The organism is Microbacterium martis (genome assembly GCF_047246685.1).
Lineage (GTDB): Bacteria > Actinomycetota > Actinomycetes > Actinomycetales > Microbacteriaceae > Microbacterium.
The window spans coordinates 190,753-216,816 of record NZ_JBFOKT010000002.1 but is presented as its reverse complement, the minus strand read 5'-3'; the positions used below and the strand labels follow the sequence as shown (position 1 = coordinate 216,816).

Below are 26,064 nucleotides of genomic sequence, written 5' to 3'. Positions count from 1 at the left end.
GGATGTCTGAGGCAGGATGGTCGCATGCGCGTCATCGATTCCCATCTGCACCTCTGGGACAGCGGTGTCCTCGAGTACTCCTGGCTGTCCGGACCGCTGGATTTCCGGTTCGCCGAGACCGAGCTGGACCACGCCCGACTGCCCGGAGCGACGGCTGAGAAGGCCGTCTTCGTGCAGGCGGAGACCGACGAGGAGCACTTCCTCGGCGAGGTGCGATGGGTGTCGGAGATGGCCGACCGGATCGGCGTGGTCGGCATCGTCGCGGGCATGCGACTCGACCGCGGAGTCGACACGATCACGCATCTCGACGAGCTGTCGGCGCATCCTCTGGTCGTCGGGGTGCGGCACAACCTGCAGGGCGAGAGCGACGGCCTGGCCGTGTCGACCGCCTTCGTGACGGGAGCGCGCGAGGTCGCGGCGCGCGGATGGACCTTCGACGCGTGCATCCGCGCCTCGCAGCTGCCCGAGGTGGCGCGTCTCGCCGGCGCGATCCCCGAGCTGCGGATGGTGCTCGACCACCTCGGCAAGCCCGCGGTCGGCACGGCAGGGGCTCCGCGTCTCCCCTCGGTGGAATGGGTGCGCGACCTGGACGAGCTGGCGCGGCATCCGGAGGTCTTCTGCAAGCTCTCCGGGCTCCCCGCCGAGGCCGGCGGCGACTGGAGCCGCGAGCAGCTGGAGCCGTTCCTCGACGTGGCGGCCGACGCCTTCGGCGAGGACCGCCTGATGTGGGGGAGCGACTGGCCGGTCTCGGTCATCGGACCGGCCGAGGTCGGTGATCCGCATGCACCGACCGACGGGTCGGTCACGTACCAGCCGAACGCGCGCACTCGCTGGTGGGAGACGGTGGTCGCGTGGGCAGAGGCTCGCGGGCACGACGTCGACGCGCTCCTGTGGGCGAACGCCGAGCGGTTCTACGGGCTCGACGGGCCGCGGACCGACGCCACGGTGGAGGAGCAGCCGCGGACTCGCCGCGGCCTGCGGGGCTGGCTGCGCGGCGAGTAGCGCGCGGACGCAGCCGCCTACTCCGGACGCAGGCGCAGCTGCGCCATGCCCCCGTCGACTTCGATGGAGGTTCCGGTGGTGGATCCCGCCGACGGGCCGACGAGGTAGGCGACCGCGGCGGCGACCTCGTCGGGGCTCACGAGGCGGCCGTGCGGCTGGCGCGCCTCGAGCGCCGCACGCTCGGCAGCGGGATCCGCCGCCGAGTCGAGCAGGCGTCCGACCCACGGCGTGTCGGCCGTGCCGGGATTGACGGCGTTCACGCGGATGCCCTCGCGCAGATGGTCGGCGGCCATGGCCCGTGTGAGTGCCGAGACCGCGCCCTTCGACGCGCTGTAGAGGGCGCGCTGGGGGAGTCCGGTCGTCGAGGCGATGGATGCCGTGTTGCAGACCGCCGCCGCCGGCGACCGCCGCAGCCAGGGCAGCGCCGCCGCGGTCATGCGCGCGATGCCGGTGACGTTGATGGAGAGCACGCGTGCCCACTCGTCGTCGTCGTTCGCGGCGATGTCGCCCTGGGCGCCGACCCCGGCGTTGTTCACCACGATGTCGATGCGTCCGAACCGCTCGGCGACCGCGGCGACCGCCGCGTCGACGCTCGCGCGGTCGGACACGTCGGCTGTGAAGGCCGCGAACGCGGCATCCGCCGCTGAGATGTCGCGGTCGAGGATGGCGACCTGCGCTCCGTCGGCGTGCAGGCGGGCGGCGATCGCCGCCCCGATGCCGGATGCTCCGCCAGTGACGATCGCGACCAGCCCGTCGAGCGCGGCGGGTCGCTGAGCGTCGGTCACTTCTTCGCCTCCCATGCCACGAACTCCTGTCGCTGACGACCGAGGCCGTCGATCTCGATCTCGACCACGTCGCCGGCGGACAGGTAGGGGAAGTTGCCCGAGAGGGCGACGCCCTGCGGTGTGCCCGTGAGGATGAGGTCGCCCGGTTCGAGCGTCACATACTGCGACAGGTGATGCACGATGTGCTCCACAGTGAAGATCATGTCGCTCGTGTTCGAGTCCTGCCGCGGCTCGCCGTTGACGAAGCTGCGCAACCCGAGCGCGCGATGGTCGACCTCGTCGGGGGTGACCAGCCACGGGCCCGTAGGGTTGAAGCCGAACGCGATCTTGCCCTTCGACCACTGCCCGCCCGACACGGCCATCTGGAAGTCGCGCTCCGAGACGTCGTTCGCCGCGACGAAACCGGCGACGTGCGCCATCGACTCGTCGGGGGAGTCGAGGTAGGCCGCACGCGCGCCGATGACGATGCCGAGCTCGACCTCCCAGTCGGTCTTCTCGCTGCCGCGCGGGATCGTGACGGCGTCGTTCGGACCGACCACGGTGTTCGGCGTCTTCAGGAAGATGATCGGGATCTCGGGCGGCTGCGCACCGGACTCGGCGGCGTGGGCGGCGTAGTTCATGCCGACGCAGATCACCGCTCCCGGCCGGGCGATCGGAGCGCCGATGCGCCGGGTCGCGGCATCCGGCAGTTCGGGGAGCTCTCCGGCATCACGCGCGGCGGCGACGCGCGCCCGGAAGTCGCCGGCGAGGAAGTCGCCGTCGACATCGGATGTCACGGGGCGGAGGTCGAGGTAGCGGTCGCCCTCCAGGAGGACGGGGACCTCGGTCCCAGGGGTGCCGAGCCGCGCGAACTTCATGATTCTCCTGTGTGGTCGGGATGCCGCCTCTCTGCGGCCTGCTTCGTTGACAGTATAGACATCCGATGTTTACACTCCAAGGGATCCGCGTGATGAAAATCGTCCACGCTGGGAGAGGAACTCCGTGAGCCGCATCGTCGCCCTCGACACCACCGACATCCGCTTTCCGACGTCGCTCAGCCTCGACGGCTCGGACGCGATGAATCCCGACCCCGACTACTCGGCGGCCTACGTCGTGATCCGCACCGACGCCGCCGACGGGATCGACGGTCACGCCTTCGTGTTCACGATCGGGCGCGGCAACGACGTGCAGGTCGCCGCGATCGACGCGCTCGCCGGGCACCTGGTCGGACGCGAGATCGAGCCCCTGCTCGACGACATGGGCTCGACGTTCCGCGACATCATCGGCGACTCGCAGCTGCGCTGGCTCGGCCCCGAGAAGGGGGTCATGCACATGGCGATCGGGGCGGTGACCAACGCGCTGTGGGACATCAAGGCCAAACGGGCGGGGCTGCCCCTCTGGCAGTTGCTGGCCCGCATGACGCCGGAGGAGCTCGTCGACCTCGTCGACTTCCGCTACCTCACCAACGCGCTCACCCCCAAGGAGGCGCTGGAGATCCTCCGCGCCGCCGAGCCCGGCCGCGCCGAGCGGGAGCGGGAGCTCCTCGCCACCGGCTACCCCGGATACACGACGAGCCCCGGGTGGCTCGGCTACTCCGACGAGAAGCTCGAGCGCCTGGCGCGCGAGGCGATGGCCGACGGGTTCACCCAGATCAAGCTCAAGGTCGGCGCCGACCTCGACGACGACATCCGCCGGTTCCGCAAGGCCCGCGAGGTGTGCGGGCCCGACTTCCCCATCGCGATCGACGCGAACCAGCGCTGGGAGGTGTCGGAGGCGATCGAGTGGGTGAACGCGCTCGCCGAGTTCCACCCCGCCTGGATCGAGGAGCCCACCAGCCCCGACGACGTGCTCGGCCACGCCGAGATCGCGCGCGGCGTCGCCCCCATTCGCGTCGCGACCGGCGAGCACGCCCAGAACCGCGTGATCTTCAAGCAGCTGCTGCAGGCCGACGCGATCTCGGTCATGCAGATCGACGCCGTCCGTGTCGCCGGGGTCAACGAGAACATCGCCAACCTGCTGCTCGCCGCCAAGTTCGGCGTTCCCGTGTGCCCGCACGCCGGCGGTGTCGGGCTGTGCGAGGCGGTGCAGCACCTGTCGATGTTCGACTTCGTCGCCGTCACCGGTACGCGCGAAGGGCGCATGATCGAGTTCGTCGACCACCTGCACGAGCACTTCGTCGTGCCGACCGACATCCGCGGCGGCTCGTACATGGCGCCCACCGCCCCGGGCGCAGGCATGGAGATGAAGGCGGCCAGCATCGCCGCCTACACCTGGGAGGGCGCGCATGTCGGCGCCTGACCGGCTCGACGTCCCCGCCCTCGGCTACGGTGCCGCGAACGTCGGCAACCTCTTCCGGCCGCTGACCGACGACGAGGCCTGGGCCGTGCTCGACGCGGCCTGGGAGAGCGGCATCCGCTTCTTCGACACCGCGCCGCACTACGGCCTCGGTCTGTCGGAGCGGCGCCTGGGCGCGTTCCTGCAGACCAAGCCGCGCGACGAGTTCGTGCTGTCGACGAAGGTCGGACGACTCCTGCGGCCGAACCCCGAGCATGTCGCCGGCGGCCTCGACACCGACCACGACTTCCACGTGCCCGACGACCTGCAGCGCATCTGGGACTTCTCGGCCGACGGCATCCGCCGCAGCCTCGACGAGTCGCGCGAGCGACTCGGCATCGAACGCGTCGACCTGCTCTACCTGCACGACCCCGAGCGGCACGACCTCGACCTCGCTCTCGCCGAGGCGCTTCCCGCCCTGGAGCAGCTGCGCGCCGACGGCGAGACGCGTGCGATCGGCGTCGGCTCGATGGTGTCGGATGCTCTCGCCGCGGTCGTCCGGGGCGCGGATCTCGATCTCGTGATGGTCGCCGGGCGCTACACCCTGCTCGAGCAGCCCGCAGCCGCCGAGGTGCTGCCGGCGTGCCGCGAGCGGGGAACCGGCATCGTCGCGGCATCCGTCTTCAATTCCGGCCTGCTCGCGGCGAGCGAGCCTCGCCGTGACGGACGCTACGAGTACGGACAGCTCCCCGATGAGCTCTGGGATCGGCTCGTGCGCATCGCCGCCGTCTGCGCCGAGCACGACGTGCCGCTTCCGGCGGCCGCCATCCGGTTCCCGCTGCGGGCCGATGTGGTCCGTTCGGTCGTGGTCGGCGGAAGCCGACCCGAGCAGCTCCGGCAGAACGCGGAGTACGCGGCACGCGACATCCCGCCGGCGCTGTGGGAGCAGCTGGCCGCCGAAGGCCTCATCCCCGCCGCCTGACCGAGAGGAGCCCCGTGCTCGAAGGAATCCACCCGCTGCTCACCGGTGAGCTGCTGCTGCATCTCGACCGGATGGGCCACTCCGACGCGGTCGTGGTCGCCGATGCGCACTTCCCCGCCTGGGGACTCGGCGCACGCGTGGTCGACCTTCCGGGGACGACGACGCCGGAAGTGGTCGCCGCGATCCGCACGGTGCTGCCGCTCGACGATGCGCCCGGCATCGACCTGATGACCTCGGCCGACGGCGACGTGCTCGACGTGCAGCACGAGCTCATGCGCGCAGCCGGGACGACCGTGGAGACGACCCGTTTCGTCGAACGGTTCGCATACTACGAGGTCGCGAAGGGCGCCTATCTCATGGTGCGCACCGGAGAGACCCGGAAGTACGGCAACGCGCTGCTGCGGAAGGGCGTCGTGGGGCACGCCTCGGCCTGAGCGGCCTCGGCGTCCCCCGACCTCGCGCTTCTCAGACCCGCTTGCTCCGGGCGATCGTCCGCCCGCGCAGATCAACCTATCGGCTCCCAACCGCCGGGGCGACGGGGAGCGCTGCCCGGGCGTCGCCCGAGCAGAACTGTCTCACGCCACCGCGGTGCCCAGGGGCGTGATCACGACTCGCGGCGCCCGACGGTCGACTCCCGCACGATCAGCTCGGCCGGGAAGGGCGTGGTGGCGGGCGGCGGTGCCGACGGGTCGGAGAGCATCTGCAGCAGGGCGGCCCCCGCGGCGCGTCCGATCGCATAGCCGGGCTGGCGCACGGTCGTGAGGGGCACCACGCCCTGATGCGCCTGGTCGACGTCGTCGAACCCGACGAGCGCGATGTCGTCGGGAACGCGGATGCCGTTGCGCAGCAGCTGCGTGAGCACGCCGAGCGCCACCATGTCGTTGGCGGCGAACACCGCGTCGGGGCGCTCGTCGGCGGCGAGCGTCACGATGCGCTCCGCGGCGCTCAGCCCGTCTTCGGTGGCGAGGTGCGATACCTCCTGCACGGTGACCGTCGCGCCGCTGCCGGCGACGGCGTCGCGCAAGCCGGCGAGCCGGTCGTTCGACTGGCTGACGGCGGGATTGCCGAGGAAGAGGATGCGCCGGCGGCCGAGTGACAGCAGGTGCTCGCCTGCGAGGCGGCCGCCGCCCCGGTCGTCGAAGAGCACCGAGGCCACCGTCGGCGAGGAGGCGATGGGCCCGATCACGACCGAGCGGATGCCGCTGCCGGCCAGCCGCTCGAGGCGCGGCACGACGTCGCCCAGCGGGTAGATGATGATGCCCTGCACCCGGTGGGCCTCGAACATGTCGATGTTGCGCCGCTCAAGCTCGGCGTCGCGATTGCTGTTGCTGAAGAAGAGCGACCAGCCGCCCTCGCGCGCGACGTCTTCGACTCCCCGCGAGAGGTCGTTGAAGTAGGGCAGCCAGGCGTCGAGGAGCACGAGCGCGAGCGCCGTGCTCGAGCCGGCGCGCAGCTGCCGGGCCGACTCGTTCGGCACGAATCCGAGCTGTTCGATCGCGTCGCGCACGCGTTCGCGGCTCGCGGCACCGAGCACGTGCGGGTGGTTGAGGTAGTTCGAGACCGTCGAGGAGGAGACGCCGGCCAGCGCGGCGACGTCTTTGACGCTCGGGGGCATGCATCCTCCTGGGATCCGTCTCGGTCGATCCGACCGCGGCGCCCTTCACCATACCGGGGTGGGTTGGCACGTGCCAAGAAGTGTCTTGACAGTGATCCGGCGACCGGCGTAGCGTGACTCGAACACCGAATTGGCACGTGCCAATCGGAGGGCGACGGTGCCGGCCACCCGCCCGGGGAGACCACATGAACATCGGCTGCCACGGGCTCGTCTGGACCGGCGACTTCGATGCCGACGGCATCCGTCTCTCGGTCGAGAAGACGAAGCAGGCGGGTTTCGATCTGATCGAGTTCCCCCTCATGGACCCGTTCTCGTTCGACGTCGCGGCGGCGAGGTCGGCACTGGCCGAGCACGACCTCGCGGCGAGCGCGTCGCTCGGGCTGTCGGGTGCGACCGACGTGACCAGTTCCGACCCCGATGTCGTGGCGGCGGGGGAGGCGCTGCTGCTCCGCGCGGTCGACGTCCTCGCCGAGCTCGGCGGCACGCACTTCTGCGGAGTGATCTACAGCGCCATGCAGAAGTACATGGAACCGGCGACGCCCGAGGGGATCGCGAGCAGCCGCCGCACGATCGCCCGCGTGGCCGACCATGCGGCCGAGCGGGGGATCTCGGTGTCGCTCGAGGTCGTCAACCGCTACGAGACGAACGTGCTGAACACGGCGCGCCAGGCGCTCGCGTACCTCGCGGAGGTCGACCGGCCGAACCTCGGCATCCACCTCGACACGTACCACATGAACATCGAGGAGTCCGACATGTTCGCCCCGGTGCTCGACGCGGCGCCGGCCCTGCGCTACGTGCACATCGGCGAGAGCCATCGCGGGTACCTCGGCACCGGCACCGTCGACTTCGACACGTTCTTCAAGGCCCTCGGCCGTGTCGGCTACGACGGCCCGATCGTCTTCGAGTCGTTCTCCTCGGCCGTCGTGGCTCCGGATCTGAGCCGGATGCTGGGCATCTGGCGCAACCTCTGGACCGACAACGACGAGCTGGGCGCGCACGCGAACGCGTACATCCGCGACAAGCTCGTGGCCGTCGAGTCGATCCGACTGCACTGATTGCGATTGAAATCGGTTTCAATTAGAGTCTCGCACAGAGGCAGAGAATACATCCAGATACAACTTGCGCCCGTCACACGGAAAGCGCAGAATTGATCCGATGTTTACAACCGGCCGGTAACCGGCCACACAGCAAGATGACCTTCAAGGAAGCAGGTGAGCACATGAGTGAGCCCATTCTCAGGGTGGAGGGGATCAGCAAGGGGTTCCCCGGTGTGCAGGCGCTGAAGGACGTGCACCTGGAGGTGCGCTCGGGCGAGGTGCTCGTCCTCGTGGGCGAGAACGGCGCCGGCAAGTCGACGCTCATGAAGATCCTCTCGGGGATCTACACGAAGGACGAGGGCACCATCACCTTCGAGGGTCGCGAGGTCGAGCTCACCAGTCCTCTGCAGGCGCAGGAGCTCGGCATCACGATCATCCATCAGGAACTCAACCTGATGCCCGACCTGACCGTCGCGCAGAACATCTTCGTCGGCCGGGAGCCCACCACGGGTCCCTTCCTGTCGGAGCGCAAGCTCAACGCGCAGACCGCCGAGCTGCTGAAGCGGCTCGACATCCACCTCGACCCCCGGCAGCGGGTCGGAGACCTCACGGTCGCCGAGCAGCAGATGGTCGAGATCGCGAAGGCCCTCTCGTTCAACGCCAAGGTGCTCATCATGGACGAGCCGACCTCGGCGCTCACCGACACCGAGGTCGAGACGCTCTTCGTGCTCATCGAACAGCTCCGCAGGAGCGGCACCGGCATCGTCTACATCTCGCACCGCATGGACGAGCTGCGCCGCCTCGCCGACCGGGTCACGGTTCTCCGAGACGGCACATACATCGGATCACTCGACCGAGCCGACATCACCATCCCGACGATCATCGAGATGATGGTGGGCCGCGTCATCGACGAGGGAACGCGTCCGCAGGCGCGCGAGCACGAGAACGACCCCATCGTGCTCGACGTGCAAGGCCTGACGACGCGGACGCTGCTGAAAGACGTGTCGTTCCAGCTGCACAAGGGCGAGATCCTCGGGTTCGCCGGACTGATGGGAGCCGGACGCACCGAGACCGCGCGGGCCGTCATCGGAGCCGACCACCGCGACGGGGGGACCATCTCGATCAGCGGCCGCCCGGTGCGGATCGGTCAGCCCGCGGATGCCGTGAAGCACGGTGTCGGCTACCTCTCGGAGGACCGCAAGCTGCTCGGGCTCATGCTCGAGCAGGACGTCACGTTCAACACCGTGCTGGCGTCGCTCGGCTCGTACGCCAACGGCATCGGCTGGATGGGCGACAGCAAGGCGAAGAACCGCACCAAGGAGTACGTGCAGCAGCTGCGCGTCAAGACGCCCTCGGTGAACCAGGTCGTCAAGCTCCTCTCCGGAGGGAACCAGCAGAAGGTCGTCATCGCCCGGTGGCTGATGCGCGACTGCGACATCCTCATCTTCGACGAGCCGACCCGAGGGATCGACGTCGGCGCGAAAGAGGAGATCTACCGCGTCATGCAGCAGCTCGCCGACGCGGGCAAGTCCATCATCGTCATCTCGTCGGAGCTCCCGGAGATCCTCCGCGTCGCGAACCGCATCGCCGTGTTCGCGAACGGACGGATCACCGGCACGCTCCGCAACGAGGAAGCCAGCCAGGAGAAGATCATGCAACTCGCAGCCCACGGGGAGGAAGACTGATGAGCACTTCTCAGCAGCCCGGATCGTCGACGACGACGGTCGTCCAGACAGCAGTCGCCGAAGACACCGACAAGCGCGACGTCGGGGCGTTCCTCAAGCGCCAGCTCCAGCAGTCGCTCGCCTTCGGCACGCTCATCGTGCTGGTGATCTTCTTCTCGATCGCGAGTCCGAACTTCTTCACCTTCAGCAACATCGCCACCGTGCTGCTGTCGACCGCGGTCATCGGCATCCTCGCCCTCGGCACCACCTTCGTCATCATCACCGGCGGCATCGACCTGTCGATCGGAACCGGCATGGCGCTCTGCGCCGTGATGACGGGTGTGATCATCACCAACCTCGGCCTCCCGGTCTGGGTCGGCGTGATCGGCGGTGTGCTCACCGGTGTGCTGATGGGCCTCGTCAACGGCCTCAACATCACGTTCCTCCGCCTGCCCCCGTTCATCGCCACCCTCGCGATGATGATGATCGCCGGCGGACTCGCCCTCGTCATCTCGAACGTCGCGCCGATCTACTTCTCGACCTCGGCGCCCGACTTCAAGAAGATCGCGCTCGGCGTGATCATCCCCGGCATCCCGAACGCCGTCCTCATCACGGCGGCCCTGGCCGTCGTCGCCTGGCTGGTGCTGTCGAAGACGCTGCTGGGCCGCTACACGTTCGCGATCGGCTCCAACGAGGAAGCCACCCGCCTCTCGGGCGTCAACACCCGTCGCTGGACGATCTTCATCTACATGTTCGCGGGCGCCTTCACCGGCGTCGCCGGCATCGTGATCGCGTCGCGCCTCGACTCCGCCCAGCCGCAGATCGGCATGGGATACGAGCTGCAGGCCATCGCGGCCGTCATCATCGGCGGCACGTCGCTGCTCGGCGGTCGCGGATCGATCCTCGGCACCGTCATCGGCGCGCTCATCATGAGCGTGCTCGTCAACGGACTGCGCATCATGTCGATCCAGACCGAGTGGCAGAACATCGTCGTCGGCATCGTCGTGCTGCTCGCCGTGTTCCTCGACTCGCTGCGCAACCGGCAGCGGACCTGACCCGACCACCCACCCGACCCAACTGAATACCGCACCAGGAATGTCCACACACCGTCGGCCGAGGCCGACACCCACAGAGAACAATGGAGTTTCCATGAAATTCGGCAAGAAGACCGCCTTCGCGGCACTCGTGGCCGCATCCGCGCTCGTGTTCGCCGGCTGTGCCGGCGGCGGCGACGTCATCGAAGAGGGCAGCGGTGGCGACGGAGGCAGCGGCGACGGCGAGATGTACATCGCGCTCGTCTCGAAGGGCTTCCAGCACCAGTTCTGGCAGGCCGTGAAGAAGGGTGCAGAGCAGAAGGCCGAAGAGCTCGGCGTGCGCATTACGTTCGAGGGCCCCGCGGCCGAGACCGAGATCGCCCAGCAGCTCGAGATGCTGACCAGCGCCATCGACAAGAACCCGAACGCCATCGCCTACGCCGCCCTCGACCCCGAGGCGTGCGTCGCCCCGCTCGAGCAGGCGAAGTCGAAGGACATCCCGGTCGTCTACTTCGACGCCCCCTGCAACGGCGACGTCGGACTGAGCCTCGCCGCCACCGACAGCAAGGTCGCGGGAGCTCTCGCCGCCGAGCACATGGCCGAGCTGATCGGCGGATCGGGCGAGGTCGCGATCGTCGGCCACTCGCAGATCAACTCGACCGGCGTCGAGCGACGTGACGGGTTCGTCGAGAAGATCGAGGCCGACTACCCCGACATCGAGATCGTCGACATCCAGTACGGCGACGGCGACCACCTGAAGTCGGCCGACATCGCCAAGACGCTGATCGCGGCGCACCCCGACCTCAAGGGCATCTACGGCACCAACGAGGGCTCCGCCATCGGCGTGGTCAACGCGGTGAACGAGCTCGGCCTCGAGAAGGGCAAGGTCACCATCGTCGGCTTCGACTCGGGCGCGGCGCAGATCAACGCCATCAAGGACGGCACGATGGCCGGCGCCATCACGCAGGACCCGATCGGCATCGGCGAGCAGGTCGTGCAGGCGGCCTACGACGCGGCCAACGGCGACTCCGTCGAGGAGTTCTACGACACCGGCTCGTACTGGTACGACAAGAACAACCTCGAGGACGAGAAGATCGCCGCCGTCCTCTACGAGTGACCTGCGGATTCTCCACGAAGCCCCTCGCCCTCGGGCGGGGGGCTTCGTCGTGCGCAGGGGCGTCCGGTCGCCGACTTCCGGTCGTCGAGCGAGGAGCGCAGCGACGAGACGAAGCGGGGCGGGGTGCGGTGGTAGGGGCTTTCGTCTCGCTGCGCTCGCTCAACGACCGGGGCTGAGCGGAAGGAATCGCGCGGGGTTCGCGATCAGCATCCGGTCCACGGCGTCGGCGCCGATGAGCTCGCGCAGCCGCGGCAGGTAGCGCTCGCCCAGATAGGCGAGGCCCGGCATCCCGCCGTAGGCGATGTAGCGGGTGCGGCGGGCGACGTCGCCACCCAGCATCACGCGATCGCCCGCCCCGCGCGCCACCACGTCGGCCGTCAGACTCAGCAGCTCGGCGTCGCTGCGCGTGCGCTGCCGCGCGAAGCCGTCGTACCCCAGATAGGCGCCGCGTTCGGCGAGAGAGGCGTGCAGTCCGGCATCCGGATCGCGATCCGCGTGCGCCAGCACCACCCGATCGGATGCCACGCCCTCGCCGGCGAGCACATCGAGCACCTCGTGCGCGGCGGTGCAGAACTCCAGATGCACCATCACCGGCGCTCCGGTCTGCCGATGGGCCGCGGCGATCGCGACGAGGGTCGTGCGCTCGAACGGGCTGATGCGCCAGTAGTCGATGCCGCCCTTCAGCAGGCCCGCGCGCACTGCCGCACCACCGGGCGCCGTGGCCCGGGGCACGTCGGGAGAGGCGAACACATCGCCGTCGTGGGCGGGCATGCCCCGGGCGATGTCGGCGATGAAGAGGTCGGCGAGGCGCTCCGCCGTCCACACCCGCATCGGATGGTCCGGTCCGTAGTGCGCCTCACGATGCCGGCCCGTGCTGGCGACGACGCCGAGCCCGGTAGCGGCACTGATCCGCGCCACCGCTGACGGGTCGCGACCGAGTCCGAAGGGTGTGGCGTCGACCATCGCGTCGAACCCGCTCGCGTGCAGCAACCGGGCCTCCTCCGACGACGCCGTCTCGTCGTCGAGCTCGTCTCCGGCCAGCAGCGGCGACACCTGGAACAGGTGCTCGTGGTAGTCCACCCGCCCGAGCTCGGCCGACGGGATGTCGCCGAGCACCGTGCGGACGACGCTCATCAGCGCACCGACTCCGCGGCCTCCGCCAGCTGCTCGACGACCTCGGGGGTGAGGTCGAGCTCGAACACGTCGGCGACGACCTGCGACCAGCCGTGGATGAAGTACCGCCAGCCGTCGACGACGTGCAGCCGGCGCGCCTGCTCCTGGGCGCGCGCCTGGTGCAGGAACTCGAGCGATCCGCGGTAGTTGAACTCCCACACGTACGAGTCCTCGGGGAAGACGACCGCGTCGGTCACAGGAGATCCGGGGCGGTCCTTCCCGAGACCCGTGGCGTTGGCGATCACCGATCCGGCCGGCGCCGCGGCGACGACCGCGTCGGCCTCCTCCGGCGTGCGCGTGACGACGTACTCGATCAGATCGGCGCGGGTGCCGTGCTGCCGGTGCACCTCGCGGAGGTGGTCGAGCTTCTGCTGGCTGCGCGCCGTCACGATGACGCGCGACGGCGCGTCGTCGCGCTCGGCCAGGGCCCAGCTCAGCGCTGTGCCCGACCCTCCGGCGCCGAGGATGACCACCGCGGCCCCGGTGCGGGCGAAGTGGTCGGCGGGAAGGAAGTCGTTCAGGGCCAGGTCGACGGTGATCGGGTCTTTCGCCCGCCCCGAGAGGAGCGCACCGCGCTTGGAGATGCTCGAGATCTCGGCGCACGAGACCGCGAACGGGTCGAGTTCATCGAACAGATCGGATGCCGCGGCGTACACGTTCATCTTGTGCGTGGTGACGAGGGCGCCCCGGTGGTGCGGGTCGTCGCGGATCTGCTCGACCAGTGCGCGGTACTGCGCCGGGTCGGCATCCATCGGCAGGTCGTGGCCGATCAGGGTGCGCGTCGGCAGGCCGAGGATGTCGGCCCAGAGCGGGAACACCTTCATGATCGACGACGACCCGGTGGTCACGCCGACGAACCCCATGTAGTTCGAGGTCGTCGCGGTCGCGTCGGCAGCGGGGTCGACGGGGTCGGAGGTCAGGGGCGAGGTCATCGATGTCTCCTAGCGGGCGGTGACGGGGTGGGCGGGTTCGGCGCCGCCGAGGACGGCGATCACGTCGTCGAGCGAGAGCGACCCCATGTTGTCGACGGCCTGGGTGGTCTGCGCGCCGAGATGCGGCGTGACGATCACGCGGTCGGCGAGGTCGGGAGCGAGCAGGGGGCTGCTGTGCGCGGCGGTGTCGCCGTCGAGCGTGTCGGCGGCGAAGGCCGCCAGGTCGCCGTCGCGCAGCGCCTCGGCCACGGCCGTCTCGTCGAGGAGGTCGCCGCGGGCGGTGTTGATCAGGACGCTGCCGCGGCGCATGTGCGCGAGTCGGCCGGCGTCGACGAGCAGCTGGCCGCCGGGCGCATGCAGCGAGATGACGTCGGCGACGCGGAACAGCTCGTCGAGGTCGAGCGGCTCGGCGCCGTTCGCGCTGATCAGCTCGGGCGGCAGGAACGGGTCGGCCGCGACGATGCGCGACCCGAAGCCGCTCACACGCCGTGCCACGCCCTGACCGATGCGGCCGAAGCCGACGATCCCCACGGTGGCGGCGCCGAGCTCGCGCCCTCGGCGCACCGCCCAGTCGCCCGCGCGCACGCGACGGTCGCCATCGGGGATGAACCGGAGCGCGGCGAGCATCAGGCCCACGGCGTGGTCGGCGACGGCATCGGCGTTGGCGCCGGGTGTGTTCGTGACCGGGATGCCGCGGTCACGGGCCGCCGCGAGATCGACGGCCTCCGTGCCCACGCCGTAGCGCGCGACGACCTTCAGGCGCGGTGCGGCGGCGAGGTGCGCGTCGGTGACCGGTCCGGTGCCGGCGATCCACGCGTCGGCGCCGTGCAGCAGCGGACGCAGCTCGTCGAGGTCGTGGTGGGCCGGACCGCGGAGGATGCGATGGCCCGCCTGCGCGGCGCGCGCGTTCAGATCGAGATCGCCGTCGGAGAAGGAGCGGCTGGTGACGAGGATCACACCCATCAGCCGGCCGTCCCCGCGAACCAAGGTGCGAGCGCGCTGTAGGCGTCGACGAACCGGGCGTGCCGCCGGGCGTAGACCGCGTGCCGCGCGGCATCCGGGGTGAACTCGGCGGTGACCTCGCTGAGCGCGCGCGCCGCCGAGAAATCGGTCAGGCCGAGACCGACGGCGCCGGTCACGGCGGCGCCGAGGCTGTTGGCCTCTTCGACGATCGTCCGCCGTCGCACCGGCACACCCCACACGTCGGCGAGCACCGACAGGTACACGTCGCTCTGCGCGCCGCCGCCCACCGCGTCGATGCGGTCGATGACGGCTCCCGATTCGCGGAACGCCTGGATGCAGGTCAGCAGGTTGAACGCCGTTCCCTCGAGCACCGCACGCACGAGATGGGCGCGGGTGTGGTGCCGGGCGAGGCCGACGAACGCGCCGCGCGCGTCGGGGTCCCACAGGGGCGAGCGCTCGCCGAGCAGGTAGGGGAGGAAGTAGAGGTCGTCGGTGTCGACGTCGGCCGAGGCCTCGGCGGTGAGCCTGCCAGTCTCGGGATGCCGCGGGTCGGGGGAGAGGGCCTCGGCGATCCACTGCACCGAGGCGCCGCCGGCCTGCATCGTGGCGGTGGGGACGAAGGAGCGGGGCACGACGTTGTCGAACGTGAACGTGCGCATCGCCGGATCGTGCAGGGGGGCGTCTGCGGCGAACGAGATCCACGACGAGGTGCCGAGGCAGACGTAGGCTCCGTCTTCGGGGGCGACCACGCCCGAGCCGACCGCGGCGAGCGGGCCGTCGCCGCCGCCCATCACGACCCGCACGGTCGCGGGCAGGCCGAGGGCCTCGGCGGCGGCATCGGTCAGGGTGCCCGCGACCGCCGTCGATTCGAGGATCTCGGGGAACAGCGTCGGATCGAGCCGGGCGGCCTGCAGCACCTCGCCGGACCAGGCGCCGGTGCGCTGGTCGTAGGCGTTGGTGCCCGACGCGTCGGACCGGTCGGTCGCGAGCCGCCCGGTGAGGCGCAGCACGATGAAGTCCTTCGCGACGCAGACGCGGCGCACGCGCGACCACGCGTCGGGCTCGTTGTCGCGCACCCACATGACCTTCTCGAGCGAATACGTCGGGTTCAGACGGTGGCCGAGGATGCCGTAGGCGTGCTCGGCGCCGAGGGCCGCCTCGAGCTCGCGCTGCTGCGCCCCCGATCGGGTGTCGGCCCAGATGATCGCGGGTCGAACGGGCTCGCCCTCGGCGTCGAGGAGCACGGCGCCCATCATCTGGCCGCTGACGACGAGGCCGGCGACATCGACCGGCGCCGTGCCCGTCTTCGCGATCAGGGAGCGGGTCGCCTCGACGACGGCATCCCACCAGTCGGCCGGGTCCTGCTCGGCGACGCCGCCGGCGGCGAAGTGCGCCGGGTAGGGAACGGTGACCGCCGAGACGAGGCGTCCGTCGTCGTGATGCAGGGAGGCCTTGTTGCCGGTGGTGCCGAGGTCGTGGGCGATGATCATGAGTGAACTATGCCGCGTACGGGCGCAGGTCGACAGCCCCGTCGGCGCCGCGGTACGCGCGCGAACCCATGCCGTGCTCGAGAACCCAGCCGTAGTCGTGTCCGGCCCCGCCGGGGTAGACCGCGAGGAAGGCGTAGGGCTCGTCACCGGTGTTGACCGAGCGGTGCGCCCAGCCGGGCGGGATGTAGCCGATGGTGCCGGGGAGCATGTCGATCCACTCGGTGCGCTCGCCGTCGAACGTGAGGAGTCCGCCGCGTCCCGTCAGCGCGAGGTAGATCTCGCCCTGGTGGTTGGGGTGCTGGTGGCCCTTGGTCATCCAGAGCTCGCCGGAGGTGTCGCCGGGCATGATCGTGGTGATCGACTGGGGAAGCTCCCGATCGATCTCGGGCACGGGCGAGCTGACGACGGTGTAGACGACGGGGTTGTCGCCGGCGGATGCCGCGGCCCAGGCGTCGGCGTCGAGGAAGAGTCCCTCGAGGTCGGACATCCGTCGGGTGAGGGTCGGACCCTCGGGCGAGAGGGTGAGCTTCTCGGCGTCGAAGGCGATCGCCAGGGGCGAGATGGGCGGGGTCTGGAACTCGGGCATCGGTGCTCCTCAGGACGGATGCTGCGACGCTGCGCAACCTGTAATGACAGGTCGAGTGTACCTGTAATGACAGGTTGTGTCCAGGCTCGCGTCAGCGCTCGGCGCGGCGGGCCCGGTAGGCAGCGACGGCGTTACGGTTGGCGCAGGTCGCGGAGCAGTAGCGCTTCGAGCGGTTGCGGGAGAGGTCGAGTGCGATCGCCGCGCACGAGTCGTCGTCGCAGACGGTGATGCGGGAGCCCTCGTCGGCGCGGATGACGTCGATCAACGCCATCGCGGTCTCGATGAGGATGCGTTCGGCCAGGGGGCGGTCGTCGGCGACGGCGTGAAGGTGCCAGTCCGCACCGTCGTGGCGGACGAGGCGCGGTGCGAGGCGCGATCTCGAGAACGCCTCGTTCACGAGCTGAGCCATGTCGTCGCGCGGGGCGAGGAGCATCTCGCGCAAGAGGGGACGCAGGGCGTGGAGCGAGGCCAGCTCGGCCTCGTCGCGATCGAGCCGGCCGGTGTAGGGGAACTCCGTGAGGAACCTCTCGTGATCGGTGAGGTCGCCGAGGGTCTCGGGCTCCTCGGCGGAGTTGACAAGCCAGACGGCGGCGCGCAGCGCCTCGGTCGTGTCATCCGTGAAGAGCATGTTGACATCTTACATCTGCCGCGGGTAGCGTCACATCCCATGAGCACCGTGACCAATGACACCCGCACGCGGACCGGCGTGCGCCTCGGGTTGCCGCTCGCCCTCGCCGCCGCGTTCGCGTTCGGCATGTCTGGCGCGTGGGCGAGGGGTCTCATCGACGCCGGATGGACGCCGGGTGCCGCGGTCACCGCCCGCATCTGGGTGGCCGCGCTGGTGCTGCTCGTTCCCACGATCATCTCGCTGCGCGGACGGTGGCGGCTCCTGCGCCGCAACCTGGGCATGATCGCCGCATACGGCCTGCTCGCGGTCACGGCGACGCAGCTGTTCTACTTCCAGGCCGTCGCCGTGATGGACGTCGGTCTCGCCCTGCTGATCGAGTACACGGCGCCGGTCGCCGTGATCCTGTGGCTGTGGTTGCGTCGCGGCGAGCGGCCGAGTCGGCGCAGCATTCTCGGTGCGGCCATCGCCTTCGTGGGACTCGTGCTCATGCTCGACATCGTCACCGGGGCCGACGTCAACGTCGCGGGGGTGCTGTGGGCGCTCGGCGCGATGATCGGGGCGGCGTCGTACTTTGTGCTCTCGGCCAAGGCCGACACCGGGCTGCCGCCGCTCGCGCTCGCCGGGACCGGGCTGCTGCTCGGCGCCCTCGGTCTCACGGTCGCCGGTGCGGTCGGCATCCTCCCCATCGCGTGGACGACCGACGACGTCGCCTATCGGTTCGGCTCCGTGCCGTGGTTCGTGCCGGTGCTGGCGATGGGCGTGCTGGCGACTGCGGTGGCGTACCTGCTGGGCATCGCCTCGACGCGGATGCTGGGCTCGCGACTCGCCTCGTTCGTCGCGCTCGCCGAGGTCGTGGCCGCGCTGCTGTTCGGCTGGTTGCTGCTCGGCCAGCTGCCCGACCTGCTGCAGGGGCTGGGCGGCGCGCTCGTTCTCGCCGGCGTCGTGGTCGTGAAGCTCGGCGAGCCCGCGCCGGCGCGCGACCTGGGTCCCTGAGCTTGTGACCTGGGTCCCTGAGGTTGTGACCTGGGTCCCTATCCCTGGGACGCTTCGACAGGCTCAGCGACCCAGGGGTGGCCCGCATCCCTGGGACGCTTCGACAGGCTCAGCGACCCAGGGAGGGCCCCCATCCCTGGGACGCTTCGACAGGCTCAGCGACCCAGGGATGCGACCCGGAGGCGCCGCAATGTATACGGCGTGCTGACTCATTCACCGGAAGGCCCACGCCAGGGCCGCTTGTGTATACACTGTGTCCATGACCCTCTCCGCTGAGCGTGTGACCGCGGGCGATCGCGCCTACGCGGTGCTGCTCGACGAGATCCAGGCCGGCGACCTGCCCGCCGGCACCGTGCTGGGCGAGGTCGAGCAGTCCGTGCGTCTCGGCGTGAGCCGCACTCCGATGCGCGAAGCGCTGCGCCGCCTCATCGCCGACGGACTCGTGGTGCAGCAGTCGCCGCGGGTGACCGTGGTCGCCGGTCTCGATGCCGCCGACATCCGCGAGCTCTTCGAGATCCGCCGCGCGCTCGAAGAGACATCGGCGCGCCTCGCGGCCGACCGCGGCGACGCCGAGCTGTTCGCCGCTCTCGCCGCGGAGTTCGCCCGGGTCGACCTCGGGCGCCCCGAAGGGCGCGACGCCTACTACTCCCTCATCGCCCGCTTCGACGCCGCTATCGACGAAGCCATCGCCAACGACTACATCACCGCGGCGCTGCGCACCGTGCGCACCCATCTGGTGCGCGTGCGGCGCATGGCTCGCGACAAGCCGCTTCGACTCGCCGCATCCGCCGCGGAACATCGCACGATCGCCGAAGCGCTCGCCGCGCGCGACGGCGACCTCGCCGCTCATGCCACGCACGTGCACCTGCACAACGCGCTCACCGGCATCCTCGAATCCCTGAACGAAGGACAGAAATGACCGTCGCCCACCACGTCCGCGTCCACGCGAGCTCCGAGAACCTCGAGCGTTCCGACCAGCTCGCCTGGAAGATCGCCGAGGTCGCCGCCGACCCGGTCGAGGTCGAGCAGCCCGTCGTCGACATGATCATCAACCGCATCATCGACAACGCGTCGGTGGCCGCGGCATCCCTCACCCGTGCGCCGATCGTCGCCGCCCGCGCTCAGGCGTTCAGTCACCCGGTCTCGACCGGCGGCGCCGGGGCGAACCTCTTCGGCGCGGCACTCGACCGCCGCACCAGCCCCGAATGGGCGGCGTGGGCGAACGGCGTCGCGGTGCGAGAGCTCGACTACCACGACACGTTCCTCGCGGCGGAGTACTCGCACCCCGGCGACAACATCCCGCCCATCCTCGCGGTCGCGCAGCACGTCGGGGCGGACGGCCGGGCGCTGGTGCGCGGCATCGCGACCGGCTACGAGATCCAGATGGACCTCGTGCGTGCGATCTGCCTGCACAAGCACAAGATCGACCACGTCGCGCACCTCGGACCGTCGGCGGCCGCCGGCATCGGCACCCTGCTCGGCCTCGACGTCGAGACCATCTATCAGGCGGTCGGCCAGGCGCTGCACACGACCACCGCGACCCGGCAGAGCCGCAAGGGCGAGATCTCGACCTGGAAGGCGCACGCCCCCGCCTTCGCCGGCAAGATGGCGGTCGAGGCGGTCGACCGGGCGATGCGCGGCCAGACCAGCCCCGCCCCGATCTACGAGGGGGAGGACGGCGTGATCGCCTGGATGCTCGACGGGAAGGATGCCGCGTACGAGGTGCCGCTCCCGGCATCCGGCGAGGCGAAGCGCGCGATCCTCGACTCGTACACGAAGGAGCACTCCGCCGAGTACCAGGCGCAGGCGTGGATCGACCTCGCCCGCAGGCTCGGCACCGAGAACCCCGACCTTCGACAGGCTCAGGGACCGGATGGGGAGCCGTACATCGAGAGCATCGTGCTGCACACGAGCCACCACACGCACTACGTGATCGGGTCGGGCGCGAACGACCCGCAGAAGTACGACCCGACGGCATCCCGCGAGACGCTGGACCACTCGATCCCCTACATCTTCGCGGTCGCGCTGCAGGACGGCGGCTGGCACCACGTCGACTCGTACACGCCCGAACGCGCGGGGCGCCCCGACACCGTCGAGCTGTGGCACAAGATCACCACCGCTGAGGATGCCGAGTGGACGCGCCGCTACCACTCCGAGGATCCGGATGTGAAGGCCTTCGGCGGCCGCGTGGAGTTCCGCCTCACCGACGGCACCACCGTCGTCGACGAGATCGCCGTCGCCGACGCGCACCCGCTCGGCGCCCGACCGTTCGCACGCGAGAACTACATCGCGAAGTTCCGGCTGCTCGCCGGGCCCGTGCTGGAGCCGGCCGAGATCGAGCGCTTCCTCGACCTCGTGCAGCGTCTGCCCGAGCTGACGGCCGCAGAGGTCGCCGAGCTGTCGATCGTCGCGAAGCCGGGGCTGCTCGACACGGTCGAGGCTCACAAGGGATTGTTCTGATGGCACTCACCGGCCCTTCGACAAGCTCAGGGACCCAGGATGGGTCGAAGCACCCCGGCCAGGATGGGTTGCTGAGCCTGTCGAAGCACCCCGTCCGCGCACGTAAACCGAGGTTCTGATGCTGTACTCCACGACGACGCCCGCCGAGAAGCGGCGACTTTTCCGCGAGCGCCTCGCCTCGGGCGAGCTGCTGCGCTTTCCCGGAGCCTTCAACCCGCTGAGCGCGAAGCTCATCGAGCAGAAGGGCTTCGACGGGGTCTACATCTCGGGGGCCGTGCTCTCCGCCGATCTCGGGCTGCCCGACATCGGACTCACGACGCTGACCGAGGTCGCCGGGCGCGCGAAGCAGATCGCCCGCATGACCGACATCCCCGCGATCGTCGACGCCGACACCGGCTTCGGCGAGCCGATGAACGTCGCCCGCACGATCCAGGAGCTCGAGGACGCCGGACTCGCCGGCACCCACATCGAGGACCAGGTCAACCCGAAGCGCTGCGGACACCTCGACGGCAAGAGCGTCGTCGACGAGAACACGGCGATCAAGCGCATCCGGGCCGCCGCCGACGCCCGGCGCGACGAGAACTTCCTGATCATGGCGCGCACCGACATCCGTGCCGTCGAAGGGCTGGATGCCGCGATCGATCGTGCCAAGGCGCTGGTGGATGCCGGTGCCGACGCGATCTTCCCCGAGGCGATGCGCGACCTGTCGGAATTCGAGGCGACGGCGGATGCTCTCGGCGTGCCGATCCTCGCCAACATGACCGAGTTCGGCAAGAGCGACCTCTACTCCGTCGATCAGCTCCGGGACGCGGGCGTGCGAATGGTCATCTGGCCGGTCTCGCTGCTGCGCATCGCGATGGGCGCGGCGGGCCGAGCACTCGATACGCTGAACGACGAGGGGCACCTCACCTCGAAGCTCGGCGAGATGCAGCACCGCGCCGATCTCTACGACCTGATCGACTACGAGTCGTACAACCACTTCGACTCCGGGGTCTTCAACTTCACACTCGACACCAATCGCTGAGCGCAGCGAAGCGGACATCCGACTCGGTTGCTGAGCGAGGAGCGAAGCGACGAGTCGAAGTACACGAAGGAGTGACCATGACCGAGGCGGACATCAAGAAGGGCCTCGCGGGCGTCGTCGTCGACACGACCGCGATCTCGAAGGTCAACCCCGAGACCAACAGCCTGCTCTATCGCGGCTACCCGGTGCAGGAGCTCGCGGCGACGCAGCCGTTCGAGGCCGTGGCGTACCTGCTCTGGCACGGTGAGTTGCCCACCTCCGAGGAACTGGCGGCGTTCCGGGTCGCCGAGCGGAAGAACCGCGCCCTGTCGCCGGAGGTGAAGGACGCCATCGACCGCCTTCCTCTCGACTCGCACCCGATGGACGAGGTGCGCACGGCCGTCAGCGTCATCGGTGCGATCGAGACCGCGGGCATCGCCAATGTGCTGGATGCCGTCGGCACGCCCGACCAGAACCTCGAGCGCAGCCTTCACCTGTTCGCCGCGCTCCCGGCGATCGTGGCATACGGACAGCGCCGCCGCCGCGGGCTCGATGCGGTCGAGCCCCGCGACGACCTCGACTACGCCGCGAACTTCCTCTGGGCGACGTTCGGCGAGGAGCCCGACGCGGAGGTCGTCGACGCGTTCAACCGCTCGATGATCCTCTACGCCGAGCACTCCTTCAACGCGTCCACGTTCACCGCCCGGGTGATCACCTCGACGCTGAGCGACCTGTACTCGGCCGTCGTCGGCGCGATCGGCGCCCTGAAAGGACCGCTGCACGGCGGCGCCAACGAGGCCGTGATGCACATCTTCGACGAGATCGGCACCGCAGCCGAGGTCGACGCCTGGCTCGACAAGGCGCTCGCCGAGAAGCGCAAGGTCATGGGCTTCGGGCACCGCGTGTACAAGCGCGGCGATTCCCGCGTGCCCACCATGAAGGCCGCACTCGACACCCTCGTCGCCCACTACGACCGGCCCGAGGTGGGCGAGCTGTACGAGAAGCTCGAGAGCGAGTTCGTGAGCCGCAAGGGCATCTATCCCAACCTCGACTACCCGTCCGGTCCCGCGTACAACCTGATCGGTTTCGACACGCTGACCTTCACGCCGTTGTTCGTCGCCGCCCGCATCACCGGGTGGACTGCGCACATCATCGAGCAGCAGGCCGCCAACGCGCTGATCCGCCCGCTCTCCGCGTACAACGGCGCGGAGGAGCGACACATCGACGAATACGAGCCCGACACGGCGGCGATCGACGTGCTCGAGCGTCCGGAGGAGGCCGCCGGCTGAGCCGGCCCTTCGACAGGCTCAGGGACCCACAGGGCCTGGGTCGCTCTAGCGCCCCGACCGGCTCCGGGTCAAGCCTGTGCGCCGACGTCTGCAGAGGAGTAAGACGGATGCCGGGGCGACGGCGTCCCCGCAACAAGGAGGCTCCATGTCGGCATCCGACGTCACCGTCAAGAAGGTCCGGTCGCTCGTCCCGGCGCGGATGGACCGGCTCCCCTGGTCGCGATTCCACTGGATGATCGTCGTCGGGCTCGGCTTCTCCTGGATCCTCGACGGCCTCGAGGTGCAGATCGTGGCGGCGAACGGCTACGCCGAGACCCTCGGGATGGGGCCGGCGGAGGTCGGACTCGCCGGTACCTGCTATCTGCTCGGGCAGGTGTTCGGCGCCCTGGTGTTCGGGCGGTTGACCGACCGGCTCGGTCGGAAGAACCTGTTCATCATCTCGCTGGCCGTCTACCTCATCGGATCGGGGGTCGCCGGACTGGCGTTCGCCCCCTGGTTCTTCTACATCTGGCGCTTCGTCGCCGGTGCCGGCATCGGCGGCGAATACGCCGCCATCAACTCGGCGATCGACGAGATCATCCCCGCCAAATACCGCGGGCGCGTCGACATCGCCATCAACGGCACCTATTGGGGCGGCGCGGCGCTCGGGGCCGTGGCCAACATGTTCTTCCTCAACACCGACATCCTTCCCGCCGACGTCGGCTGGCGGCTCAGCTTCTTCCTCGGGCCGGTGCTCGGTCTGCTGATCATCTGGCTGCGCCGGCACATTCCCGAGAGCCCGCGCTGGCAGATGACGCACGGCCGTGAGGAGGAGGCCGAGCGCAACGTCGACGGCATCGAGGAGCGCATCCGCAAGGAGGGCAAGGAGATCGCCCCGGTCGATGAGTCGAAGGCGATCACGGTCAAGGAGTACGGTCAGGTGCCGTTCCTCGTCATCGCGAAGGTGCTGTTCAAGAGGTACCCGCGGAGGACTCTCGTCGGCATCACCATGATGGTGACGCAGTCGTTCCTCTACAACGCGATCTTCTTCACCTACGCGCTCGTGCTCGAGAACTTCTACGACACGCCGCCGGCATCCGCCTCTCAGTACTTCATCATCTTCGCCGTCGGCAACCTCGCCGGGGCGCTCGTGCTCGGCCACTTCTTCGACACGTGGGGTCGGCGGCGGATGCTGTTCCTCACCTACACCCTCGCCGGCGGCATCCTTCTCGTCAGCGCGTTCCTGTTCCACGCGGGGGTGCTCAACGCCGGCACCCACACCGCGTTCTGGTGCGCCTCGTTCTTCTTCGCCTCGGCCGGAGCATCGGCCGCATACCTCACGGTCAGCGAGATCTTCCCGCTGGAGCTGCGCAGCCAGGTCATCTCGTACGTGTTCTCGATCGGGCAGCTCGTCGGAGCCATCGCGCCGGTGCTGTACGGTTCGCTGATCGGCCAGAGCGCCGAGACCGGCGACCGCGGCCCGCTCTTCTGGGGCTACGTGCTCGGGTCGGCGATCATGATCTTCGGGGGCGTCGTCTGCGGAGTCTTCGGCATCAGCGCGGCCGGCAAGTCGCTGGAAGACATCGCCGACCCGCTGTCGCTGGTCGACACGGACGAACAGGAACCCGGGCCGCGTTGACGTCGCGCTGAGCTCGGCGCTTCGACAGGCTCAGCCCTTCGACAGGCTCAGCCCTTCGACAGGCTCAGCCCTTCGACAGGCTCAGGGGCCCAAGGGGGTCGAGGCGTGCCGGTCGCGCGTGGTTGTATGGCCGGATGGGCATCGAGCGCAACTGGGCGGGAAACCTCGCGTATCGGGCAGCGCGTATCGCGCACCCCGGATCGCTCGACGAGCTGTCGTCGACGCTGGCCGAAGAAGGCGCGATCCGCATGCTCGGCTCGCGGCACTGCTTCAACGACATCGCCGACACCGACGGAACGCTGATCGTCCTCGACCGGATGCCGAGCGAGATCGACGTCGCGCCGTCGCGCGAGGCGGTCCGCGTGTCGGGCGGACTGCGATACGGCGACGTGGCGCCGGCACTGCACGCCGAGGGCCTGGCGCTGGCGAACCTCGCGTCGCTGCCGCACATCTCGGTCGCCGGTGCGGTCGCGACCGGTACGCACGGATCGGGTGACGCGGTCGGCTCCCTCGCCAGTGCCGTCCGGGCTGTGACGATCGTCACTCCTGCAGGGGAGGTGCGCCGGCTGCAGCGTGGCGACGAAGACTTCGACGGAGCGGTCGTGAATCTCGGAGCGCTCGGCGCGATCGTCGACGTCACGCTCGACGTCGAGCCGACCTACGACGTCGCTCAGCACGTGTTCGAGCACCCCGACTGGGACGCGATCCTCGCCGACTTCGACGAGGTCACGAGTGCGGGCACGAGCGTGAGCATCTTCTCGACATGGGAGCGCACCGACGTCGCCGATCAGATCTGGGTCAAGCAGCGTCTTCCCGAAGCCCATGAAGCGGCGAGGACGTCGCTGTTCGAGCGCCTCGGGGCTGCGGCCGCCACGAGCGAACGGCATCCGATCCTCGGCGCCGATCCGGTCGCGTGCACCGAGCAGCTCGGGGTGCCCGGCCCCTGGCACGAGCGCCTGTCGCACTTCCGGCTCGAGTTCACCCCGTCGGCGGGCGCCGAGATCCAGAGCGAGTATCTCGTGCCGAGGGCCGATGCCACGGCGGCCATCCAGGCGGTGCGCACCCTCGCCGGACGCATCGCGCCGCTGCTGCTGGTCAGTGAGATCCGCACCGTCGCCGCCGACGACCTCTGGCTGAGTCCGTCGTTCGGAGCGGATGCCGTCGGCATCCACTTCACCTGGAAACCCGACGAGACGGCGGTGCGTGCCCTGCTGCCCGACATCGAGGCGGCGCTGCCGCCGACGGCGCGCCCGCACTGGGGCAAGGTGTTCACCCTCGACGCGACCGAGCTGCGCTCGCGCTACCCGCGCTTCGACGACTTCGCGGCGCTCGCCGCCCGGTTCGACCCCGAACGCCGACTGGTGAACCCGTTCCTCTCGCGGCTCGGCCTGTAGCGGGCCTTCGACAGGCTCAGGGACCCAGGGCCCTTCGACAGGCTCA

24 protein-coding genes are annotated in these 26,064 nt (G+C 69.7%); 15 read left to right on the top strand and 9 right to left on the bottom strand.

Annotated features, from left to right (window positions below):
* Positions 1 to 24: 24 nt before the first annotated feature.
* The gene (locus tag AB3M90_RS08970) at positions 25 to 1,002 is read left to right on the top strand and encodes an amidohydrolase family protein (protein WP_412951571.1); all 978 of its coding nucleotides are present in this window, start codon (positions 25 to 27) and stop codon (positions 1,000 to 1,002) included.
* A gap of 17 nt (positions 1,003 to 1,019) precedes the next feature.
* Here AB3M90_RS08970 and AB3M90_RS08965 read toward each other — a convergent pair whose 3' ends face one another.
* Positions 1,020 to 1,787, bottom strand: coding sequence for an SDR family NAD(P)-dependent oxidoreductase (locus tag AB3M90_RS08965; RefSeq protein ID WP_412951569.1), 768 nt, complete (start codon positions 1,785 to 1,787; stop codon positions 1,020 to 1,022).
* On the bottom strand, positions 1,784 to 2,644 hold the full coding sequence (locus tag AB3M90_RS08960) for a fumarylacetoacetate hydrolase family protein (protein ID WP_412951567.1): 861 nt from the start codon (positions 2,642 to 2,644) through the stop codon (positions 1,784 to 1,786). The genes AB3M90_RS08965 and AB3M90_RS08960 overlap by 4 nt, the downstream gene beginning before the upstream one ends.
* 124 nt (positions 2,645 to 2,768) lie before the next feature.
* On the opposite strand from AB3M90_RS08960, the gene AB3M90_RS08955 reads away from it, so the two are divergent.
* From AB3M90_RS08955 to AB3M90_RS08945, 3 genes are read left to right on the top strand one after another with little or no spacing between them, the layout of a single operon-like run.
* On the top strand, positions 2,769 to 4,064 hold the full coding sequence (locus AB3M90_RS08955) for an L-fuconate dehydratase (RefSeq protein ID WP_412951566.1): 1,296 nt from the start codon (positions 2,769 to 2,771) through the stop codon (positions 4,062 to 4,064).
* A complete protein-coding gene (locus AB3M90_RS08950; protein WP_412951565.1) occupies positions 4,051 to 5,022 on the top strand; it encodes an aldo/keto reductase in 972 nt (323 codons plus the stop codon). The genes AB3M90_RS08955 and AB3M90_RS08950 overlap by 14 nt, the downstream gene beginning before the upstream one ends.
* A gap of 14 nt (positions 5,023 to 5,036) precedes the next feature.
* Positions 5,037 to 5,456: an RbsD/FucU family protein gene (locus AB3M90_RS08945; protein WP_412951563.1), complete on the top strand. Its 420-nt coding sequence runs from the start codon at positions 5,037 to 5,039 to the stop codon at positions 5,454 to 5,456.
* A 170-nt stretch (positions 5,457 to 5,626) separates the two neighbouring features.
* On the opposite strand, the gene AB3M90_RS08940 is transcribed toward AB3M90_RS08945, so the two are convergent.
* Entirely contained in the window at positions 5,627 to 6,637 is a 1,011-nt protein-coding gene (locus tag AB3M90_RS08940) for a LacI family DNA-binding transcriptional regulator (RefSeq protein ID WP_412951561.1), read from the bottom strand.
* A gap of 185 nt (positions 6,638 to 6,822) precedes the next feature.
* Here AB3M90_RS08940 and AB3M90_RS08935 point away from each other — a divergent pair, with 185 nt between their 5' ends.
* The 4 genes from AB3M90_RS08935 to AB3M90_RS08920 all read left to right on the top strand — a co-directional run bounded on the left by AB3M90_RS08935 (position 6,823) and on the right by AB3M90_RS08920 (position 11,489).
* Positions 6,823 to 7,692: a sugar phosphate isomerase/epimerase family protein gene (locus tag AB3M90_RS08935; protein ID WP_412951559.1), complete on the top strand. Its 870-nt coding sequence runs from the start codon at positions 6,823 to 6,825 to the stop codon at positions 7,690 to 7,692.
* 164 nt (positions 7,693 to 7,856) lie between these two features.
* Positions 7,857 to 9,359 carry a sugar ABC transporter ATP-binding protein gene (locus AB3M90_RS08930; RefSeq protein ID WP_412951557.1) on the top strand — a complete coding sequence of 501 codons (1,503 nt, stop codon included), beginning with the start codon at positions 7,857 to 7,859 and terminating at the stop codon, positions 9,357 to 9,359.
* Complete coding sequence (locus AB3M90_RS08925; RefSeq protein WP_412951555.1) at positions 9,359 to 10,393, top strand: ABC transporter permease; 1,035 nt, start codon at positions 9,359 to 9,361, stop codon at positions 10,391 to 10,393. The genes AB3M90_RS08930 and AB3M90_RS08925 overlap by 1 nt, the downstream gene beginning before the upstream one ends.
* Positions 10,394 to 10,487: 94 nt before the next feature.
* The gene (locus AB3M90_RS08920) at positions 10,488 to 11,489 is read left to right on the top strand and encodes an ABC transporter substrate-binding protein (protein ID WP_412951553.1); all 1,002 of its coding nucleotides are present in this window, start codon (positions 10,488 to 10,490) and stop codon (positions 11,487 to 11,489) included.
* Between the two features lie 159 nt (positions 11,490 to 11,648).
* On the opposite strand, the gene AB3M90_RS08915 is transcribed toward AB3M90_RS08920, so the two are convergent.
* The 6 genes from AB3M90_RS08915 to AB3M90_RS08890 all read right to left on the bottom strand — a co-directional run bounded on the left by AB3M90_RS08915 (position 11,649) and on the right by AB3M90_RS08890 (position 17,261).
* Positions 11,649 to 12,623, bottom strand: coding sequence for a phosphotriesterase family protein (locus tag AB3M90_RS08915; protein ID WP_412951551.1), 975 nt, complete (start codon positions 12,621 to 12,623; stop codon positions 11,649 to 11,651).
* Complete coding sequence (locus AB3M90_RS08910; protein ID WP_412951549.1) at positions 12,623 to 13,594, bottom strand: shikimate dehydrogenase family protein; 972 nt, start codon at positions 13,592 to 13,594, stop codon at positions 12,623 to 12,625. The genes AB3M90_RS08915 and AB3M90_RS08910 overlap by 1 nt, the downstream gene beginning before the upstream one ends.
* 9 nt (positions 13,595 to 13,603) lie before the next feature.
* Positions 13,604 to 14,557: a phosphoglycerate dehydrogenase gene (locus AB3M90_RS08905; protein WP_412951548.1), complete on the bottom strand. Its 954-nt coding sequence runs from the start codon at positions 14,555 to 14,557 to the stop codon at positions 13,604 to 13,606.
* Positions 14,557 to 16,047, bottom strand: coding sequence for a xylulokinase (xylB, locus tag AB3M90_RS08900; RefSeq protein ID WP_412951547.1), 1,491 nt, complete (start codon positions 16,045 to 16,047; stop codon positions 14,557 to 14,559). The genes AB3M90_RS08905 and xylB overlap by 1 nt, the downstream gene beginning before the upstream one ends.
* Positions 16,048 to 16,054: 7 nt before the next feature.
* Positions 16,055 to 16,633 (bottom strand): glucose-6-phosphate isomerase family protein, encoded by a 579-nt coding sequence (locus tag AB3M90_RS08895; protein ID WP_412951546.1) that lies wholly within the window; start codon positions 16,631 to 16,633, stop codon positions 16,055 to 16,057.
* Positions 16,634 to 16,724: 91 nt separating this feature from the next.
* Positions 16,725 to 17,261, bottom strand: coding sequence for a CGNR zinc finger domain-containing protein (locus AB3M90_RS08890; RefSeq protein WP_412951544.1), 537 nt, complete (start codon positions 17,259 to 17,261; stop codon positions 16,725 to 16,727).
* Between the two features lie 39 nt (positions 17,262 to 17,300).
* Between AB3M90_RS08890 and AB3M90_RS08885 the strand changes: the two genes are divergently transcribed.
* The 7 genes from AB3M90_RS08885 to AB3M90_RS08855 all read left to right on the top strand — a co-directional run bounded on the left by AB3M90_RS08885 (position 17,301) and on the right by AB3M90_RS08855 (position 26,018).
* Positions 17,301 to 18,254: an EamA family transporter gene (locus AB3M90_RS08885; RefSeq protein WP_412951543.1), complete on the top strand. Its 954-nt coding sequence runs from the start codon at positions 17,301 to 17,303 to the stop codon at positions 18,252 to 18,254.
* Positions 18,255 to 18,513: 259 nt separating this feature from the next.
* Positions 18,514 to 19,173: a GntR family transcriptional regulator gene (locus AB3M90_RS08880; protein WP_412951541.1), complete on the top strand. Its 660-nt coding sequence runs from the start codon at positions 18,514 to 18,516 to the stop codon at positions 19,171 to 19,173.
* Positions 19,170 to 20,714 carry an MmgE/PrpD family protein gene (locus AB3M90_RS08875; protein WP_412951539.1) on the top strand — a complete coding sequence of 515 codons (1,545 nt, stop codon included), beginning with the start codon at positions 19,170 to 19,172 and terminating at the stop codon, positions 20,712 to 20,714. The genes AB3M90_RS08880 and AB3M90_RS08875 overlap by 4 nt, the downstream gene beginning before the upstream one ends.
* 118 nt (positions 20,715 to 20,832) lie before the next feature.
* The gene (gene prpB, locus AB3M90_RS08870) at positions 20,833 to 21,738 is read left to right on the top strand and encodes a methylisocitrate lyase (protein WP_412951538.1); all 906 of its coding nucleotides are present in this window, start codon (positions 20,833 to 20,835) and stop codon (positions 21,736 to 21,738) included.
* A 77-nt stretch (positions 21,739 to 21,815) separates the two neighbouring features.
* Positions 21,816 to 23,006 carry a bifunctional 2-methylcitrate synthase/citrate synthase gene (locus tag AB3M90_RS08865; protein WP_412951536.1) on the top strand — a complete coding sequence of 397 codons (1,191 nt, stop codon included), beginning with the start codon at positions 21,816 to 21,818 and terminating at the stop codon, positions 23,004 to 23,006.
* Between the two features lie 145 nt (positions 23,007 to 23,151).
* Positions 23,152 to 24,624, top strand: a complete 1,473-nt coding sequence (locus AB3M90_RS08860; RefSeq protein WP_412951534.1) for an MFS transporter — start codon at positions 23,152 to 23,154, stop codon at positions 24,622 to 24,624.
* A 134-nt stretch (positions 24,625 to 24,758) separates the two neighbouring features.
* Entirely contained in the window at positions 24,759 to 26,018 is a 1,260-nt protein-coding gene (locus AB3M90_RS08855) for a D-arabinono-1,4-lactone oxidase (RefSeq protein ID WP_412951533.1), read from the top strand.
* The last annotated feature ends 46 nt before the right edge of the window (positions 26,019 to 26,064 follow it).

Excerpts from the sequence above, each read along its gene's own strand:
- AB3M90_RS08950 (WP_412951565.1), top strand. The coding sequence starts at position 4,051 with ATGTCGGCGCCTGACCGGCTCGACGTCCCCGCCCTCGGCTACGGTGCC.
- AB3M90_RS08925 (WP_412951555.1), top strand. The coding sequence starts at position 9,359 with ATGAGCACTTCTCAGCAGCCCGGATCGTCGACGACGACGGTCGTCCAG.
- AB3M90_RS08865 (WP_412951536.1), top strand. The coding sequence starts at position 21,816 with ATGACCGAGGCGGACATCAAGAAGGGCCTCGCGGGCGTCGTCGTCGAC.
- AB3M90_RS08970 (WP_412951571.1), top strand. The coding sequence starts at position 25 with ATGCGCGTCATCGATTCCCATCTGCACCTCTGGGACAGCGGTGTCCTC.
- AB3M90_RS08860 (WP_412951534.1), top strand. The coding sequence starts at position 23,152 with ATGTCGGCATCCGACGTCACCGTCAAGAAGGTCCGGTCGCTCGTCCCG.
- AB3M90_RS08895 (WP_412951546.1), bottom strand. The coding sequence starts at position 16,633 with ATGCCCGAGTTCCAGACCCCGCCCATCTCGCCCCTGGCGATCGCCTTC.
- AB3M90_RS08920 (WP_412951553.1), top strand. The coding sequence starts at position 10,488 with ATGAAATTCGGCAAGAAGACCGCCTTCGCGGCACTCGTGGCCGCATCC.
- prpB (WP_412951538.1), top strand. The coding sequence starts at position 20,833 with ATGCTGTACTCCACGACGACGCCCGCCGAGAAGCGGCGACTTTTCCGC.
- AB3M90_RS08880 (WP_412951541.1), top strand. The coding sequence starts at position 18,514 with ATGACCCTCTCCGCTGAGCGTGTGACCGCGGGCGATCGCGCCTACGCG.
- AB3M90_RS08890 (WP_412951544.1), bottom strand. The coding sequence starts at position 17,261 with ATGCTCTTCACGGATGACACGACCGAGGCGCTGCGCGCCGCCGTCTGG.
- xylB (WP_412951547.1), bottom strand. The coding sequence starts at position 16,047 with ATGATCATCGCCCACGACCTCGGCACCACCGGCAACAAGGCCTCCCTG.
- AB3M90_RS08940 (WP_412951561.1), bottom strand. The coding sequence starts at position 6,637 with ATGCCCCCGAGCGTCAAAGACGTCGCCGCGCTGGCCGGCGTCTCCTCC.
- AB3M90_RS08885 (WP_412951543.1), top strand. The coding sequence starts at position 17,301 with ATGAGCACCGTGACCAATGACACCCGCACGCGGACCGGCGTGCGCCTC.
- AB3M90_RS08930 (WP_412951557.1), top strand. The coding sequence starts at position 7,857 with ATGAGTGAGCCCATTCTCAGGGTGGAGGGGATCAGCAAGGGGTTCCCC.
- AB3M90_RS08915 (WP_412951551.1), bottom strand. The coding sequence starts at position 12,623 with ATGAGCGTCGTCCGCACGGTGCTCGGCGACATCCCGTCGGCCGAGCTC.
- AB3M90_RS08905 (WP_412951548.1), bottom strand. The coding sequence starts at position 14,557 with ATGGGTGTGATCCTCGTCACCAGCCGCTCCTTCTCCGACGGCGATCTC.
- AB3M90_RS08935 (WP_412951559.1), top strand. The coding sequence starts at position 6,823 with ATGAACATCGGCTGCCACGGGCTCGTCTGGACCGGCGACTTCGATGCC.
- AB3M90_RS08960 (WP_412951567.1), bottom strand. The coding sequence starts at position 2,644 with ATGAAGTTCGCGCGGCTCGGCACCCCTGGGACCGAGGTCCCCGTCCTC.
- AB3M90_RS08855 (WP_412951533.1), top strand. The coding sequence starts at position 24,759 with ATGGGCATCGAGCGCAACTGGGCGGGAAACCTCGCGTATCGGGCAGCG.
- AB3M90_RS08910 (WP_412951549.1), bottom strand. The coding sequence starts at position 13,594 with ATGACCTCGCCCCTGACCTCCGACCCCGTCGACCCCGCTGCCGACGCG.
- AB3M90_RS08875 (WP_412951539.1), top strand. The coding sequence starts at position 19,170 with ATGACCGTCGCCCACCACGTCCGCGTCCACGCGAGCTCCGAGAACCTC.